The following is a 16,048-nucleotide window of genomic DNA, read 5'->3' as shown; positions in this document are numbered from 1 at the left end:
TAATTCTTATTTGATTTATCACTCTTAAAATTCAAATTAAAATCAAGGCCGCATTAGTTGTTTGGCTTTTTTTATTGAAATTCTCTCATCGCCCTTAAAAGCAATAACAAAACCATAAATTCCTTCCTCTTTCATAAGCCTGGAGGCTTCTTCAACAGATGTAAATCTGCCGGCTGAATAACGATGCCAACCGCTTCCGTAACTTTTTATCAACGGCAAAGCCCCTTGGTAAACCTGCCGGGCCTTTATTTCCGAAACCGGGTCTTTCGTTGCCAAAAACTGGATTGAAAAAAACACCCCGGATTTCTCATTTGAAACAATGCTCCTTTCTACGGGTTGCAAGGGTTCTGGTTTCAATACCCCATGCTTTTCTAAAGGTGCTTTTATGGCACCTGCCACAAAAAACACGCTATCCAACTCAAAATCAGGCAATGGCATTGATACCAAGAGCTCTTCACCAAACAGATAAACATTTTCAAAATCTTCCAATGCCTCCTGTTCATAACCAACTGCCTCATGAATAAAAGCCAATGGGCTGCTGTTTGGAACGGCTTCTGAACCTCGCTTCCTTAAAACGGAGCCACGGTGAAATTGTTTTGCTGCCCTTTCATAGATTCTTTCATAAGGTATTGGAAACTCATCTTTCAAATACCTTTTTAAAGTTTTAAATTCTGTGCGGTGGGCATCATGAAAATAAGAAGAAGCCTTTAGCTGATGTCTGAACACACCCTCTTTCAGAGTCATTACCTTCATAGGTTTAACTGATTCGGATTCCTGATAACGCTGAAGTTTTTGTTGGGCCTGCGCTGCTTTTTCGAGATACACCTCCCCTTTCTTTATGTATCTTTTGGCTTTTTCAATACCGGACTGATATTTTGCCGGAAGCAATTCTGGAGAAACAAGGTAAAAATCATTGGTCTGAGAAAAAGCAGAAACACTTAAAAACAGACTAACCAGAAAAAAAATAAACTGAGCAAAAATTTTCATTCCCAAAAATTGAAACCATTAAACTTATCATATAAAAAACAGTCTGCTGGAAAGCATCTGAAAAAGCCTCAGCAGTTCTTTACATTTCCGGCCTCGAAAAGTTACAATATGTTATCATGAAAGGCAACCGCATAAACAATCGTAAGCAAAAATTCCTTTCTTTGAGAAATCAGCCTAAAACCGTAAAATTGCATATTAATACAGTACACCTAAATGCAATAGATCGTTAGTCCCGATGCTTCGGGATAGATACAAGATTTAAGAGGAACCATATAGTACTAATAACCAGAGATTTGAAGCAACCATGCTTGTAATTCCAGGAAATTGATTGATAGCCTTTTACAATCCCGAACCATCGGGATAACGAAGTATTGTAAATGAACACTATATTTAAATCCATGTTCCCATAAAACAATACTGAAGAACAACACACAAGATTGTTTTTGGGCACAGTAAAAAAACAACTAACATCTTGAATCGAATTAAAATCTTAGGTTTGGCAGTGCTTTTTAGCAGTGCAACCTGTTTTGTATCATGCAAAAAACAAGTTAAAATGGGCGATACTAATCCATTGTTACAGAATTTTTCAACTCCTCATCAAACAGCTCCCTTCGATAGAATAACGGAAGAGGATTTTATGCCGGCATTTGAAAAAGCTCTTGAAGAGGGGCGTTCTGAAATAAAAGCCATCATAAACAATCCGGGAGAACCAACATTTGAAAATACCATTGAAGCGATGGAAAAATCGGGCAAATTGCTTGATCGCATAAGTTCGGTTTTTTTCAACCTCAACCTCGCAGAAACCAATGAAAAAATCCAAAGTATTGCCCGAGAGGTATCTCCTATGCTTTCGGAGTACAGTAATGACATCTGGCTGAACGAAAAGCTTTTTGAAAGGGTAAAACAGGTCTATAACCAGCATGAGAATAACTCTCAACTCAATGTAGAACAGAAAAAACTTTTAGACGATACTTACAAGGCCTTTGCCCGAAGAGGGGCTTCTTTAAGTGGATCAGAAAAAGAGCGCTACAGAGAAATTTCTTCAAAACTTTCTCAGTTATCGCTCCAGTTTGGAGAAAATGTTCTGGCAGAAACCAATGATTTCAAACTCCACATTACCAACAAGGATGATCTTGCCGGGCTTCCCGGGGATGTGCTGGATGCAGCTGCACAAAGAGCAAAAAGTGACAACAAGGAAGGCTGGATATTTACATTACAAATCCCCAGTTATCTACCTTTTATGAAATACGCCGACAACCGTGATTTGAGGGAGACAATGTTCAGAGCCTTCACCTCAAGAGGCAATAAGGGCAACAAAAGGGACAACAATGAAATCATTAAAAAGACAGTCGCCCTTAGGTCAGAACGCTCAAAACTTCTTGGTTTTAAAAATCATGCAGAATATGTTTTGACTGAGAGAATGGCCAAAACACCCGATAAAGTCAACAGTTTTCTTAATGAACTTTTAGAGGCCGCACTTCCTTTTGCTCAAAAAGATGTAAAGGACGTCGAGACATTTGCTAAGAAAGAAGGATTTAAAGGAACTTTGCAACGATGGGATTTTGCCTACTACTCCGAAAAACTCAAAACTGAGAGTTTCAACATCAGTGATGAAATGACAAAGCCCTATTTTCAGTTGGAAAAGGTAAAGGATGGTATATTTGATCTTACCAATCAACTGTATGGACTTTCATATAAAAGAAACAAGGAAATCCCCGTTTACAACAAGGAAGTTGAAGCATATGAAGTATATGACAACGACGGATCATTCCTGTCCGTTTTGTATCTTGATTTCTTCCCCAGAGACAGTAAGCAGGGCGGTGCCTGGATGACTTCATACCTTGAACAGCACAAAAAAAACGGCAAAGACGTTAGGCCACATATCTCAGTGGTTACCAACTTTACCCGCCCCACTTCCACAAAACCATCATTGCTGACATACAATGAAGTCAATACTTTCCTCCACGAATTTGGTCATGCGTTACATGGAATGCTTAGTAACGTGACTTATGAAAGTATGGCCGGCACATCGGTATACCGGGATTTTGTTGAGCTGCCATCACAAATAATGGAAAACTGGGCTCAACAAAAAGATTGGTTACAGAAGGTGGCAAAGCATTACAAAACCGGTGAACCTATACCCGGTGAACTGGTTGATAAAATAATTGCTGCAGGCAATTTTCAAAGTGGTTATGCTACCGTTCGCCAGTTGAGTTTTGGGATGAACGATATGGCATGGCATACCATTGAAAAACCAGTATCAAAGCAGGTAAGTGAGTTTGAAAATGAAGCAATGCAAGCAACCGAATTGTTTCCGGATGTGGATGGAAGTTGTATGAGCACAGCTTTCGGCCATATTTTTGATGGTGGATATGCCGCCGGTTATTACGGCTACAAGTGGGCAGAAGTATTGGATGCTGATGCGTTTGACCTGTTTAAGAAAAACGGAATATTTGATAAGGAAACGGCCCAAAAATTCAGGGATAATATCCTCTCAAAAGGGGGCACAAAAGATCCAATGGATCTTTATGTCTCTTTCCGGGGACAGGAGCCATCCATCGAACCATTACTTGAACGTAGTGGGCTTAAATAGTAGCCAGTTATCAGTGGTCAGTATTCAGTGATGGGTGGTCAGTTGCCGGTGGTTTTGAGTTCTGGGTCCTGAGTTCTATGTTAGCTTTTTAATATCAAACAAAAATTGTTATGTTCCTGCACATAAAAAATATGGTCTGCCCACGCTGCATTTCAGCAGTAAGGGAATTACTCTTAAAATTGCCCCTTCACCCGGTTTCTGTTGAACTTGGTCAGGTTGAAATTGAAGAAAAGGAGTTGACTCCATTTCAATTTCAAGAACTTGACAAGAAACTTGAAGAATTGGGTTTTGAACGCATTGAAGACCACAACAAACAAATTATTGATAAAATAAAGACCCTTGTGGTTCAGAAAATTCATCACGAGAGGCTTTATCAGGGGTTTAATTGGTCTAAGTATCTATCAGATAATCTAAACCAGGATTACAAGTCCTTAAGTCACCTGTTTTCCGCCTTTGAGGGCATGACCATAGAGCAATACATCATCAAGCAAAAGATTGAAAAAGTAAAAGAACTGATAGCTTATCAACAACTTAATTTTTCTGAAATAGCATATAAAATTGGGTACAGCAGTCCGGCACATATGTCGAATCAATTTCGAAAAATTACCGGAATGACGCCCGGAGATTTTAAAAAATTAAGAAAGCCTGTACGAAATACTATAGATAAGCTATAGAAGATTGTATCAAAGGTCCAAATTGGATGTCATTCTGAGCTTGTCGAAGAATCTTTTCGTTTGATAAACAAAGGCTCAGACTCAAAATGAAATGCTTGATTGGTATTTTATATTTTTGGAAAAGCCTCATTCATCAAACTGCCTTAAGAAGTGGAGTTTACAGACCTGCTTTTTAAGGCAGTTTTTTTTGTTTAAAACTTTAAACGTCATTGGCCAGTTACCTTCTCTTATGCAAGTATTTCCGAAAAATATGTAAAAATATCAGGCCTCTTCCCTCCTATCTTTGTAACTACAAAAAGAGATAAAAACGAGATATGAGCCAACAAGATAAAAAAGAATGGATAATACCGGTTGCCACATCCACCAGTGACATATCAGAATCCATGATTGCCAAAGCTTTCAAAGATTTTGACAACATCGAAAACTGGAACTGGGAACCGGCCAATCAAAGAATAACTGTTACTACCCAGCAGGAAAACGGATTAGATGATCTTGTTCGTGGTTTAAAAGATATTGGCATTGAACCGGTCGTATCAGAAAAAAAGCTACCTGTGGATGGGATGTCATGTGCAGCATGTTCATCCAGCGTGGAAAGCATGCTGAATAGTCAACCGGGTATTCTGGAGGCTTCTGTAAATCTCGCCCAGAATACAGTGAATGTGAAATGGGTGCCGGAAAATATTGGCCTTTCGGCAATGAAAAAAACCATCCAATCCATAGGATACGACCTCATAATTGATGAACAGGCGGCATCTGATGAAGCGATGGAGGAAGCCCGAAAGCAGAAAAGCCAACGCACCAGAAAACGATTGATTTGGGCAGCTTCACTGGCATTTCCGGTCTTTCTGATTGGTATGTTTTTTAATAACATCCCTTATGCCAATTTTATAATGTGGGCATTAACTACACCCGTTTTATTTGTATTTGGCCGTCATTTCTTTATCAATGCATTCAAGCAGGCCAGACATGGGGCTGCGAATATGGACACATTGGTGACATTGAGTACCGGCATGGCCTATCTTTTCAGTTCGTTTAATGCTGTTTTTCCTGAAGTGTGGACATCGCAAGGGCTTGAGGCTCACGTTTATTTTGAAGCCGCCGCAGTGATCATCGTTTTTATCATGCTGGGAAAGTGGCTGGAAGAAAGAGCCAAGGAAGGGACCTCTTCTGCTATCCGAAAACTAATGGGCTTACAACCGAAAACAGTTGTTAAACAACAGGAAGATGGCTCCTGGAAAGAAGTGGATATTCACCTTGTAGAAAAGGGAGATGTATTAAGAGTAAAGCCCGGGAACAAGATTCCGGTTGATGGAGTAGTCACTGAGGGGGCCTCTTTTGTTGATGAAAGTATGGTCACAGGAGAATCTATGCCGGAAGAAAAAACCACTGAAAGTAAAGTTTTCACCGGTACCATCAATCAAAGTGGCAGTTTCTCCATGAAAGCCGAAAAAGTAGGCGGAGAAACAGTTCTTTCACAAATTATCAAAACCGTTCAGGATGCTCAGGCCACAAAAGCACCGGTTCAAAGATTGGTAGATAAAGTCGCCGGAATATTTGTGCCTACGGTAATCGGCATTGCCATATTAACATTTTCCCTTTGGATGATATTTGGTGGCACCACCTATCTCACACAGGCACTTCTGGCAACTGTATCGGTTCTGGTTATTGCCTGTCCCTGTGCACTCGGACTGGCCACTCCAACCGCCATTATGGTAGGCGTTGGAAAAGGAGCCAATAACGGAATTCTGATAAAAGATGCCACCAGTCTGGAAAAAGGACATAAAACTGATGCAATTGTTTTGGATAAAACAGGTACTATCACATCAGGTAAGCCGGAAGTTACCAACTATGAAGTAATATCAGATTCAAACCAAACATTCTTTGTACACCTGTATGCTCTGGAGAACCATTCAGAACACCCCCTTGCTCAGGCCATCACCAATTTCATAGAAAAAGAATTTGGTTCGTCCGAGACTTCTGTTTCAAACTTTGAGAATCTTTCCGGAAATGGTGTTAAGGCCGAAATTTCCGGACAAAAAATATTGACGGGCAACGAAGAATTGATGGCCCAATCCAATATTCCATTGCCTGAAAACCTCTTGAAAAAGGCACGCTCCTGGCAGGAAGAGGCTAAAACAGTAATATGGGTGGCCATTGATGATAAACCGGCAGGAATATTAGCCATTGCCGATAAAATAAAAGAGACCTCTAAAGAAGCGGTTAAGAAGCTCCATCAACAGGGCATTGAAGTTTATATGCTTACCGGGGACAATGAACAGACCGCCTCAGCAGTTGCTAAGGCTACCGGAATCAAACATTTTAAAGCACGGACTTTGCCAAAAGACAAAGCCAATTTTGTAAAAGAATTACAAAGCAAGGGTAAAACTGTGGGCATGGTTGGAGATGGCATCAACGACTCTGAAGCCCTGGCTCTTGCAGATCTCTCAATTGCTATGGGGAAAGGTGCTGATGTGGCTATGGACGTAGCAGCCATGACCATCACATCATCCGACTTATTGAAGGTACCTGAAGCTTTGAAGCTTTCTCATAAAACAGTGCGAACAATACGACAAAATCTATTCTGGGCTTTCTTTTACAATGTTATTGCCATCCCCATTGCGGCAGGAATTTTATTCCCGGTCTCCGGGTTTCTTTTAAACCCCATGATTGCCGGAGCTGCTATGGCTTTTAGTTCTGTATCTGTAGTGAGCAACAGCCTGAGATTAAAAAGGGCCAAAATATAATCAATAGATCGTTAGAATTTTAGATAATTCATACAGTCTTGATATTCTGTATTTTAACAAACAAACACCCATAAACTCAAACAACTGACATGCAATGCCATGAAAGATTTAACGAAGTATTGTACAATTATAAAACAAACAAATTATGGAAACTTTAAAATTCAAAACCACCATTAAGTGCAACGGATGTGTTAATACCGTAAAACCTTTTCTAGAGGGTTCGAACAATGTCTCTGGCTGGAGCGTTGATTTGGAAAGTCCTGAAAGGATTTTAACCGTAGAAACTGAAGGGAATGCTGATGAAGTAGTTGAGTTACTTAAGGAGGCCGGATACAAAGCAGAAAAAGTGTAAATAGTGGCTAGATATAGTCATTAGTTGATATAACAAGTCCGGTTTAGTCTAAGAATTCTTGTTTTCTTATCAGTTAATAGTTCGTTATCCCGATGGTTCGGGATTGCAATGAGCTTTGAATCAATTGTTTATACGCCAATCGCATTTTGGATTAACGCTCCGAATATCAATTGGTTATGATTCATCTTAAATCTAAAAATCTAACGATCTATTGATCAGTGAAATTGATAATTAAATGAAGAAGTTTGCAATCATATTATTAATCTTTATCGGAGGAAACGCTATGGCGCAAGAAGACAGCATACGGTTCAACTTTAAGGAGTTGACCCCGGAGGAGGAGTATGTTATTATTAACAAAGGAACCGAAAGACCTTTCACCGGCAAATTCAACGACCATTATAAAGAGGGCATCTACACATGCAAAAGATGCGGCGCACATCTGTACAAAAGCAGTGCAAAGTTTGATGGTCACTGCGGATGGCCAAGCTTCGATGATGAGATTGACGGTGCGGTAAAACGTGTGCCGGATGCCGATGGCCGCAGAACGGAGATAATCTGTGCCCGTTGCGATGCGCATCTGGGCCATGTATTTATTGGAGAAGGTTTCACCTCCAAAAACACACGGCATTGCGTCAACAGTATTTCGATGGAATTTATTCCGGCCGACTCAATTGATAATGATCTTTGATATTTCCAATACTTTACCGGACTCGCTAAGGATTTTTACTACATAAATGCCTTTTCTGAGTCCGGTTGTTTCAAAGGTCATTTGATGCTGTTGCAAAACAGATCTTTTGTCTGACACAATAGACCCGGAAATATCGAATAAAATACCTGAAAACCGCACGAAAGAATTATCCGCTTTAACCAGAATTTTATTCTCATCCCGTCTCAGGAAAACATCAAAAGTTTCATCAGTTCCGGGATTAAAAACAGAAGTTGGCACAAAATTGCTTTCAAGTGCTCCAATGTCTATCCTACCTTGCTGAACCCGGGTATTTCCGGCCAAATCAAGCGTCTCCAGATTCAAACCTGAAATATCTTCCTTTCCGCCATTGATGGCAGGTGATTGATCACCTAACTGCCAGTCGGCAGTGCTTCCATCCCCGGCAAGTCCCGACGCAGATGAAGGAGCAACAAAAGAAGCCGTTCCATCCACCATATCAGTCCAAACATAAGATGCCGGCAAACCCAAAACAGAAGAAAGCCCACCTTCAATTAAGCAATTTTCGAATGTGAGGTTATCAGCATAAGCACCATCAAATTCTATTGCATTATCAGCATCAAAGCCGGATACAATATTGTTTATGAAATTAAAATACTGAATGGCATCTACACGGATCGTAGCATCAGAATTTAGTGTTTTATTGTTCGCGAAAGTATTGGCATATAAAGAAATGTTATTACTAGCCTGGCTAATTGTGATGGCGCCTCCAAAATTGGCTTCATTATTTGCAAAAATACAGCCCACAATGTTCAATCCTGAACACCCTTCTGCCATTAATGCTCCACCAGTATGAGAATAATTATTATAAAAACTACTGTTTTCAATTTTCAATACATTCCCCTCTCCGTTAACAATATCAATGGCTCCTCCCCCATCAGATGAGGTAGTGGAATTATTCTTGAATACACAATTGGAAATAGATACTTGTGATTCAACCGCTTTAAATGCCCCTCCATATCTTTGAACTTCATTGTTTTGAAACGTACAATTGCTAAAAGCTACATTGGAATGGTTGTCCAGATAAACAACCCCTCCTGATGAATCAAAAGTTCCGGTTCCGGTCTTTTTCCCATATTCAAAAGTACAATATTCAAATACCGACGCCGACTCATCGCCTGGCCCGCCATTAAAATAAATCCCCTCCCATCCTATAGAAGCATTGGCAGCAGTAAAAAGAATTTCGTTTCCCTCAATTCCCTGCGCAGTAATGGTTCCGGTTGAAGTTACCGTTATCATAACCTGATCAGAGACAGAAACGGTTGTTCCCGCTGCAATGGTAAGATTGCCGGAAACCGAAACATTCCCAACTACATTAACAGTACCCGGCCCCCAGGTAACATTACCGCTAATGGTTCCGGAAACATCCTGTGAACTTACAGAAACAGGCAGAAAAGCAGAAAAAAGAAAAACCAGCATGAAGGAGTATAAATTTTTCATAATGCAACCCTTTAATTTGGGCTTTAAAATAGAAAAAACTTTTTAAATCCCATCATAAAACATTCAAAAACAGACCACAGAGCCTTTTATCAATAATCATTTCAGCTTAAAATAACATCCAATGCATTAATACTATATTTGTATTCAGTAAATTCCCAAATGTTAAGATCGTTAGATTTTTAGAACTAAGATTTAAGACAAATCTGATAACACTAATAACCTGAGCTTGAAAGCAATTGCCCTGCAAATTACAAGTAACTGCTTTTTAGCTCTTTGCAAAATCAACTAAGTATTGCATTATGCAAGTAGATCTGTTTATCCCCTGTTTTATCGATCAGCTTTTCCCCCAAACGGGATGGAATGTGGTTAAAGTGCTGGAAAAAGGGGGAATTGAAGTTAATTACAACCCCAAACAAACCTGCTGTGGCCAGCCCACCTTTAATAGTGGTTACTGGAATCCCTCCCGGAAAATTGCTCAGAAGTTTTTGAAAGATTTCCCCAACGACAGGCCTATTGTGGTGCCATCTGCCTCCTGTGCCGGATATATCAAAAATCATTACCCACAGCTATTTAAAGATCAACCTGAGCTGAAAGAAGATGTGGACCGGGTGTGTCGCAATGTTATTGAGTTGACTGATTTCCTAGTCAATCACTTAAGAATTGAAGACTTTGGAGCCTGCTTCCCCCACAAAATCACCTATCACGATGGATGTGCGGCTTTAAGAGAGTATGGGCTAAAAGATGAACCCGGAAAATTATTGAGAAATGTGGCAGGGATTGATCTTCGGGAGTTGCCCGAAAACACCACTTGCTGCGGTTTTGGAGGAACTTTTATGGTGAAATTTGTCCCCATTTCAACCGCCATGGTGGAACAAAAAGTAGAAAATGCCTTATCAACCGGAGCTGAATACATTGTTTCAACGGAGGCTTCCTGTCTTATTAACATCGAAAGTTACATTCGCAAAAATGAACTTCCCATAAAAACCTTGCACATCGCAGATGTTTTGGCCAATTTTTGAAATCCCTAAATCATTAGATCATTAGACTTATAGATATAAGATTCAAGATAAATCACAACAAGTTGATAATCGGGGCTTTACATAGAGGAGTTACTATTCTATAAACGATTCATTCAAAGCTCATTGCAATCCCGAACCATCGGGATAAAGGACTATTAAATATATTACGGTTTAATAATAATGGAGATTAAAGATTCAGGATTTCACCATCGCCAATTTGATTGATCTCAGTAAGAATATCATGAGGCCCCATATAAACTTCCTTCTTAAACTCCAGATATTTCTCATCCACACCTGATTTATCAATTACGTAGCTGCTCCAGGCATAAAGAAAAAATCCAAAACCCGCTTCAATGACCATCTGGTCTATTTCAAATTCAAATTTCCGCTTCCCCTTTTTTGACAAGTACTGCCACCCCCGTTCTAACAGACCAAAAAAGTTTCGATCCTGATAGTCCCTTATGTGCATAAACTCATGAACAACCAGTCCAACCCGGGCTTCCGGCGGCACATCGTCATAAAGTACTCCTGAAAAATTTTCCTTACTGTTGATACATAACACATAGGTTCTCTTTTCCGGTTTTTTGAAAAAGGATCCAAATGCCGGACGCATTGCCATCGTAGTACCTATCGGTTTTTCTTTAACCTTGATTTTTATGTCATGCAGATCGGGAAGACTGTCTGCCAAAAATTCAACCAGTGAAGTATATTTCTCAGGAAATCGCCACCCCTCAGGTATTTGCGCTGATGCATTACCAGCAACCAACATCAACAATACCACCCAAAAAAATCTAGTAACCTGTCTCATAACTCTCACAAAATCCAATCAACAATGAAGATGTGAAAGCTTACGCAAGTTTAAATATGAAGTTTCAGAGGTATAAAAATATTGAATAATTAAAGGGGAAGTTTTACGCAATGGCAATCCCAGAATAATGTTAATAATTCGCCCTAATTAAAACCAGGCCTCAAACGGGCTGAAGGGCCATTTTAGCCAACCCCGGGGCACCGCCACGGGGAATTGGCCAACGGCCAAAGACGGGCTGAAAGCCCAACTCCAGAATGCCATTCAGAATATTCTTGATTGGCATTTGACAGATAAAATAATCTGCCCCGACGGGGCGTTAACGGCCATCCGGCCTCCTCCCCGGGACGATGCCCCGGGCGGGGTTTAAAAGCCCTTACAGGGCGAGAGCCCGGAACAAATTAGAAATTCCAATGATCAAGACAAAAACCACAGGAAAAGAAAGATTGGAAAAATAAATATTAGACGCTCCAATATTACACCTCAACCCCTGACGGGCCGCAGGCCCAGCTTATCCCAGCCTGGGGCACCGCCCCGGGAAAATGGCCAACGGCCTATAGCGGGCTGAAAGCCCAATTCCCGTTATTCAATTGAAGTCATAGTTCTTCCTATTCAATGAAACATAACTAAAAACTATACTAAAGAACTATTGCTTTGTTCCACCTTAACTTCTAATTTAAAATACACCAAAACCACGCAACTTATTGTATGTTAATGCATCTTGGTAATAGACTATTAGATTTTTAGATATTAGAAAATAGAGATTAGAGGTTAGATGCTGGAGTTTAGATGTTAGAGGCTAGATGATAGAAGCTAGAAGCTGTTTGGCAGAAAGGCATTTCAAGCCCCTCACACTGCGGACAATGAAACACTTAATAAGCTCTTTAACTATTCGCAAAATAATAGTGTCACTTCTAAAACTTAAACTATGGATACGCCACCCTACATTTTCAGTTAAGGCCCGGCAATACAGGGCTATTCAATTCTTTTGTCAAACATACAAATCTACAACCATGAAAACATTTATCTTAAAATTCAGTGCCGCATTTCTGCTTCTGGCTTTGATGGGAGCGGGGTGTAGAAGGAGAAAGAACCAGTGCTCCAGGGACCCGTTGTAGGCTAAATTGTTGGTTCATTTATATGTGATGAAATCGACCCAAAAACCGATGTAGCCACAGGGAACAGAACTAAACGAGGCTATTGTATTTTATTGGAAGGAAGTGAAAATGAGGATGCTCACTGGCCTATGGACTTTTACACATTCGATCTGCCTTCTGAGTTTTTTGATTTTCCAGATGATGTTTTAAACCAAACCTCTAGCTTCAATGATTGTGGACCTTCATTTTTCCCTGAATATTTGAAATCCAATTATAGAATAAGATTTCAATACAGGGAATCACATGAGAAAGAAAAAATTAAATTTTCATGTGGCCCTTGCACTGCGTTTTTCCCGTCTTTCCCCTGGAATTATTACAACCAGATATCTTTAAAAAACATATCAAAAGTCAACTAATCACCATGAACACTCATACTTTAAAGATCAGTGCCTTACTCCTTCTCCTGGCTTTATTGGGGGCAGGATGTGAGAAAGAGGAAAACGAAGAACCCATCGAAATTAACAAATTACCCCTTTACAACATCCTGTTTCTAATGGCATAATAAACAGCTTCAGAAGTACTGGTCACACCCAGTTTTTGAAAAATGTTTTGCTTGTGGTGCTTAACGGTCGATAAAGCTATATTGAGCACTTTACTTATCTCCTGATTGCCGCACCCTTTGGCGCACAAGCTAAGCACTTCTTTTTCGCGTTTGGAAAGTTGGTGCTGATTACGGAAGTCGAACCGGCGGGTAAAAGGGTTAAATCTGTACTGATAGGGTTCACTGAGACTCTGAATCACGGCGTTTCCGGGGCAGGAAGAATAAGAAGGAACAACAAAACAAAGGGCAGATATCAGTTTATTATCATCCGAGAGAACCAGGGGCACCAGTCGCTGAGTAACCAGCATGAGGCCTCCGTCTTCCTGTTTTATTCTAAAATCCACAGACAAAAAGCAATCATCCCGGCAATTTAACGAATGTTTGGTATTAAAAAAGCGGAACCCGTTTTCATTCACATTCATCACTAAAGGAATATCTTCGGGAGCAATGATTTTCTCATAAAAAGAGAAGCCCATCTGTTTCACTTCACCAGCCGTGAAACCACACAGAAACAAAGGATGATCAGATACATATAAAAACTTCCCCCGGCTGAAATCGGCCACATATATACTCTGATTCATCAACGTGGAGAAAACATCCAGGAGTTTAAACGAATCGGGCATCTCTACCGGGATACCTTCTGCAGTCACTGCACTTCCAACCGAATCGATAAGATGTTTTACGAAAGACATACACTTTTGGGCTTTAAGGTTACATTTCGTGCTAATTCAATTAATCAAAATTATTAAATATTTTGAAATGACGGCCATTCCAATAGAACAATAAAAGAAATGATATATCAACAAACCCCCAAAATAGTCATTTAGACAAACTACATGTCGTAGTCTTACATGTATTTAACAATAATAAAAAACCATACTAAAGGACTATTGGGAACAGTACGTTTATCTGTTAAAATTGCAGCTGAAATTCCTGAAATGAGTTTTTAAATAGTAAAAGAAAAACATGAAAAAGTTACTAACCTTAGTATTTGTGCTCACCTCCATAAGTGCATATAGTCAAATTGGAGCAAGTGTCAACACCGAGATGGAATCCACTATTGATTACAAAATAAACCGGTTCAGGTTGGGAGCGACTTTTGATCCTGATGTTGACAAATGGGCGATGGTCATGCCTTCGGTAAAATATGAAATTATTCAGAAGGAAGATTATACTTTCCACGCAGGTATAACTTTGGTGGATCTGGATCATGTTTCCGGTGTACGAATTCCAGTGGGGATTGACGCGTTTCCATTTGCCAACAAAAATTTTGGATTTGTAATGGAAGTGTACGGCACATACGGCACAGAATATGAATGGGATCTCCCGGATGGATATGATGACCGGTTCTTTATTCGCGGAACAGTAGGATTTACCTACAGGTTTGGGAAAGAATAAAAACCCGGGTATTAAGGAAAGCTCATTGTAAGCTGTGTCGTCATAACGTTGAATTAATGATTAAGCAAACATAGAATTAAAAGGTTTTGCACTGATATTAGTGCAGAAACTTTTTAGTATTAATATCTGGTATTCTTTTGAGCGCCATTCCCTGTTTTCACTAATCCACTGTTTCATGAAGCAAATACTACTTGCACTCCTCCTTGGATTCTTCTCTTTTCAAATAACCAGGAGCAAAACAACGACCTTTTAAACGAAAAAGTGGTAATCCCCAATAGCAGTATCACCATTCAATCAGGTGCAGGCAATAATATGGATGACTATTTTCAGGATTTCCAATCAGAAACACCACCTCCCATCGGTCGATTTGGACAAGGTAATCACCTCAACACTACAATTTAACAATAATAAAAAACCATACTTTAGTACCATTGATTGGTTTTAATTTGTTGCATAAACTCACGGTTTGATTATTAATTCGTATTTCAGCCGTTCGCTCTGAAATGATTTATTAACCATTAAATCTTAAACTATGGCAACTTCAACATTGCACAGCATCAAAGCAAATCTTTACCTGAATTTGCTGACCGACGACCCCAACGATTATTCTGCAAGGGTCGATTCCGAAAAATCGCTTTCCACAGGCGACATCTGCAGCTCAGCAGTGACACGTGGAGGCGCGGCAACAACCGCCGAATCCATGGAATATCATGTGGATTTGTTTTTTAAAGAAATGGGCTACCAGCTCAGCAACGGTTTCTCGGTCAACACAGGCTATTTTACTGCCGGGGCCTTAATCAAAGGTGTTTTCAACAGTCCCGGTGAAAGCTTCGACCCCAACAAGCACTCCGTACTTTTCCAGTTTAACCAGGGCGCACTTCTTCGTGAAGAGATCCAAAACATCAACGTGGAAATACAGGGTGTGGCCGACACGGGAACTGTCATCATGGAAGTGGTGGATGTAAAAAGCGGATCTGTCAACGATGTGGTAACGTCCGGTCGTAACCTGCGCATCAGAGGTACAAAGGTTAAAATTGACGGCGACCACCCCGATGTGGGCGTCAGCTTTGTCAACGCTTCCACCGGCGATGTGGTAAAGGTAGATCCTACCGACATCGTGGAAAATATGCCTTCGGAACTGATCATTTTTACGCCCAATCTGGAAGCCGGGACTTATAACGTGAAGGTGACGACGCAGTATAGCCAGAGCTCACTACTGAAAGAACCCAGATCCACGGTTTTTGCTATTCCCCTGACAGTGGAATAGTAAAGTCCACCTTGTGAAAAGTAAAAATGCTGGTGAAAGCAATTCACTAACACGGATGAAGACCTTTCACCAGCATTGGTGAAACACTTTCACCAGCATTGGTGAAACACTTTCACCAGCATTGGTGAAGCGCTTTCACGAACTTTGGTGAAGCGTTTTCAATAACCCGAGTGCGTCGGGCATAAAGTCCAAAAGAACAAAACAATAACCTGCCCCTACAGGCATAGCCGTCAGGCTTACAAAGCCTAAGTGCTTGATTTGAAGATTGGTAAACAGACGCAACTCACCCCTTTCGGGATGATAGTCGAATTTTCTTCATATATTTGCTGTGATTTATTTAACAATAA

The 16,048-nt window shown here is 40.3% G+C and carries 13 protein-coding genes; 8 read left to right on the top strand and 5 right to left on the bottom strand.

Going from position 1 to position 16,048, the window contains the following annotated elements:
- Positions 1-42: 42 nt before the first annotated feature.
- A complete protein-coding gene (locus DDZ16_RS18205; protein WP_109265915.1) occupies positions 43-987 on the bottom strand; it encodes a hypothetical protein in 945 nt (314 codons plus the stop codon).
- Between the two features lie 553 nt (positions 988-1,540).
- Here DDZ16_RS18205 and DDZ16_RS18200 point away from each other — a divergent pair.
- The 5 genes from DDZ16_RS18200 to DDZ16_RS18180 all read left to right on the top strand — a co-directional run bounded on the left by DDZ16_RS18200 (position 1,541) and on the right by DDZ16_RS18180 (position 8,038).
- Positions 1,541-3,580 (top strand): M3 family metallopeptidase, encoded by a 2,040-nt coding sequence (locus DDZ16_RS18200; RefSeq protein WP_109265914.1) that lies wholly within the window; start codon positions 1,541-1,543, stop codon positions 3,578-3,580.
- 110 nt (positions 3,581-3,690) lie between these two features.
- A complete protein-coding gene (locus tag DDZ16_RS18195; protein WP_109265913.1) occupies positions 3,691-4,254 on the top strand; it encodes a helix-turn-helix domain-containing protein in 564 nt (187 codons plus the stop codon).
- A gap of 314 nt (positions 4,255-4,568) precedes the next feature.
- Complete coding sequence (locus DDZ16_RS18190; RefSeq protein ID WP_109265912.1) at positions 4,569-6,998, top strand: heavy metal translocating P-type ATPase; 2,430 nt, start codon at positions 4,569-4,571, stop codon at positions 6,996-6,998.
- Between the two features lie 145 nt (positions 6,999-7,143).
- Positions 7,144-7,350, top strand: coding sequence for a heavy-metal-associated domain-containing protein (locus DDZ16_RS18185; RefSeq protein WP_109265911.1), 207 nt, complete (start codon positions 7,144-7,146; stop codon positions 7,348-7,350).
- A gap of 235 nt (positions 7,351-7,585) precedes the next feature.
- Positions 7,586-8,038 (top strand): methionine-R-sulfoxide reductase, encoded by a 453-nt coding sequence (locus DDZ16_RS18180; RefSeq protein WP_232526812.1) that lies wholly within the window; start codon positions 7,586-7,588, stop codon positions 8,036-8,038.
- Here DDZ16_RS18180 and DDZ16_RS18175 read toward each other — a convergent pair.
- On the bottom strand, positions 8,018-9,514 hold the full coding sequence (locus tag DDZ16_RS18175; protein WP_109265910.1) for a choice-of-anchor Q domain-containing protein: 1,497 nt from the start codon (positions 9,512-9,514) through the stop codon (positions 8,018-8,020). The genes DDZ16_RS18180 and DDZ16_RS18175 overlap by 21 nt on opposite strands.
- A 299-nt stretch (positions 9,515-9,813) precedes the next feature.
- Between DDZ16_RS18175 and DDZ16_RS18170 the strand changes: the two genes are divergently transcribed.
- Positions 9,814-10,533 carry a (Fe-S)-binding protein gene (locus DDZ16_RS18170; RefSeq protein ID WP_109265909.1) on the top strand — a complete coding sequence of 240 codons (720 nt, stop codon included), beginning with the start codon at positions 9,814-9,816 and terminating at the stop codon, positions 10,531-10,533.
- 187 nt (positions 10,534-10,720) lie between these two features.
- Here DDZ16_RS18170 and DDZ16_RS18165 read toward each other — a convergent pair whose 3' ends face one another.
- From DDZ16_RS18165 to DDZ16_RS18155, 3 genes are all read right to left on the bottom strand, one after another.
- Complete coding sequence (locus DDZ16_RS18165; RefSeq protein ID WP_198416760.1) at positions 10,721-11,341, bottom strand: hypothetical protein; 621 nt, start codon at positions 11,339-11,341, stop codon at positions 10,721-10,723.
- A 160-nt stretch (positions 11,342-11,501) separates the two neighbouring features.
- A complete protein-coding gene (locus DDZ16_RS21075) occupies positions 11,502-11,624 on the bottom strand; it encodes a hypothetical protein (protein WP_262511948.1) in 123 nt (40 codons plus the stop codon).
- Between the two features lie 1,345 nt (positions 11,625-12,969).
- Positions 12,970-13,728, bottom strand: coding sequence for a helix-turn-helix transcriptional regulator (locus tag DDZ16_RS18155; protein ID WP_109265907.1), 759 nt, complete (start codon positions 13,726-13,728; stop codon positions 12,970-12,972).
- A gap of 274 nt (positions 13,729-14,002) precedes the next feature.
- Between DDZ16_RS18155 and DDZ16_RS18150 the strand changes: the two genes are divergently transcribed.
- Positions 14,003-14,434 (top strand): hypothetical protein, encoded by a 432-nt coding sequence (locus DDZ16_RS18150; protein WP_109265906.1) that lies wholly within the window; start codon positions 14,003-14,005, stop codon positions 14,432-14,434.
- A gap of 532 nt (positions 14,435-14,966) precedes the next feature.
- On the top strand, positions 14,967-15,701 hold the full coding sequence (locus DDZ16_RS18145) for a DNA-binding domain-containing protein (RefSeq protein ID WP_109265905.1): 735 nt from the start codon (positions 14,967-14,969) through the stop codon (positions 15,699-15,701).
- Positions 15,702-16,048 lie beyond the last annotated feature (347 nt).

The organism is Marinilabilia rubra (assembly GCF_003121985.1).
GTDB lineage: Bacteria > Bacteroidota > Bacteroidia > Bacteroidales > Marinilabiliaceae > Marinilabilia > Marinilabilia rubra.
The sequence above is the reverse complement of the archived record's forward strand: the minus strand, read 5'-3'. Positions and strand labels throughout refer to the sequence as shown.

Excerpts from the sequence above, each read along its gene's own strand:
- DDZ16_RS18205 (WP_109265915.1), bottom strand. The coding sequence starts at position 987 with ATGAAAATTTTTGCTCAGTTTATTTTTTTTCTGGTTAGTCTGTTTTTA.
- DDZ16_RS18200 (WP_109265914.1), top strand. The coding sequence starts at position 1,541 with ATGGGCGATACTAATCCATTGTTACAGAATTTTTCAACTCCTCATCAA.
- DDZ16_RS18195 (WP_109265913.1), top strand. The coding sequence starts at position 3,691 with ATGTTCCTGCACATAAAAAATATGGTCTGCCCACGCTGCATTTCAGCA.
- DDZ16_RS18190 (WP_109265912.1), top strand. The coding sequence starts at position 4,569 with ATGAGCCAACAAGATAAAAAAGAATGGATAATACCGGTTGCCACATCC.
- DDZ16_RS18185 (WP_109265911.1), top strand. The coding sequence starts at position 7,144 with ATGGAAACTTTAAAATTCAAAACCACCATTAAGTGCAACGGATGTGTT.
- DDZ16_RS18180 (WP_232526812.1), top strand. The coding sequence starts at position 7,586 with ATGAAGAAGTTTGCAATCATATTATTAATCTTTATCGGAGGAAACGCT.
- DDZ16_RS18175 (WP_109265910.1), bottom strand. The coding sequence starts at position 9,514 with ATGAAAAATTTATACTCCTTCATGCTGGTTTTTCTTTTTTCTGCTTTT.
- DDZ16_RS18170 (WP_109265909.1), top strand. The coding sequence starts at position 9,814 with ATGCAAGTAGATCTGTTTATCCCCTGTTTTATCGATCAGCTTTTCCCC.
- DDZ16_RS18165 (WP_198416760.1), bottom strand. The coding sequence starts at position 11,341 with ATGAGACAGGTTACTAGATTTTTTTGGGTGGTATTGTTGATGTTGGTT.
- DDZ16_RS21075 (WP_262511948.1), bottom strand. The coding sequence starts at position 11,624 with ATGCCAATCAAGAATATTCTGAATGGCATTCTGGAGTTGGGCTTTCAG.
- DDZ16_RS18155 (WP_109265907.1), bottom strand. The coding sequence starts at position 13,728 with ATGTCTTTCGTAAAACATCTTATCGATTCGGTTGGAAGTGCAGTGACT.
- DDZ16_RS18150 (WP_109265906.1), top strand. The coding sequence starts at position 14,003 with ATGAAAAAGTTACTAACCTTAGTATTTGTGCTCACCTCCATAAGTGCA.
- DDZ16_RS18145 (WP_109265905.1), top strand. The coding sequence starts at position 14,967 with ATGGCAACTTCAACATTGCACAGCATCAAAGCAAATCTTTACCTGAAT.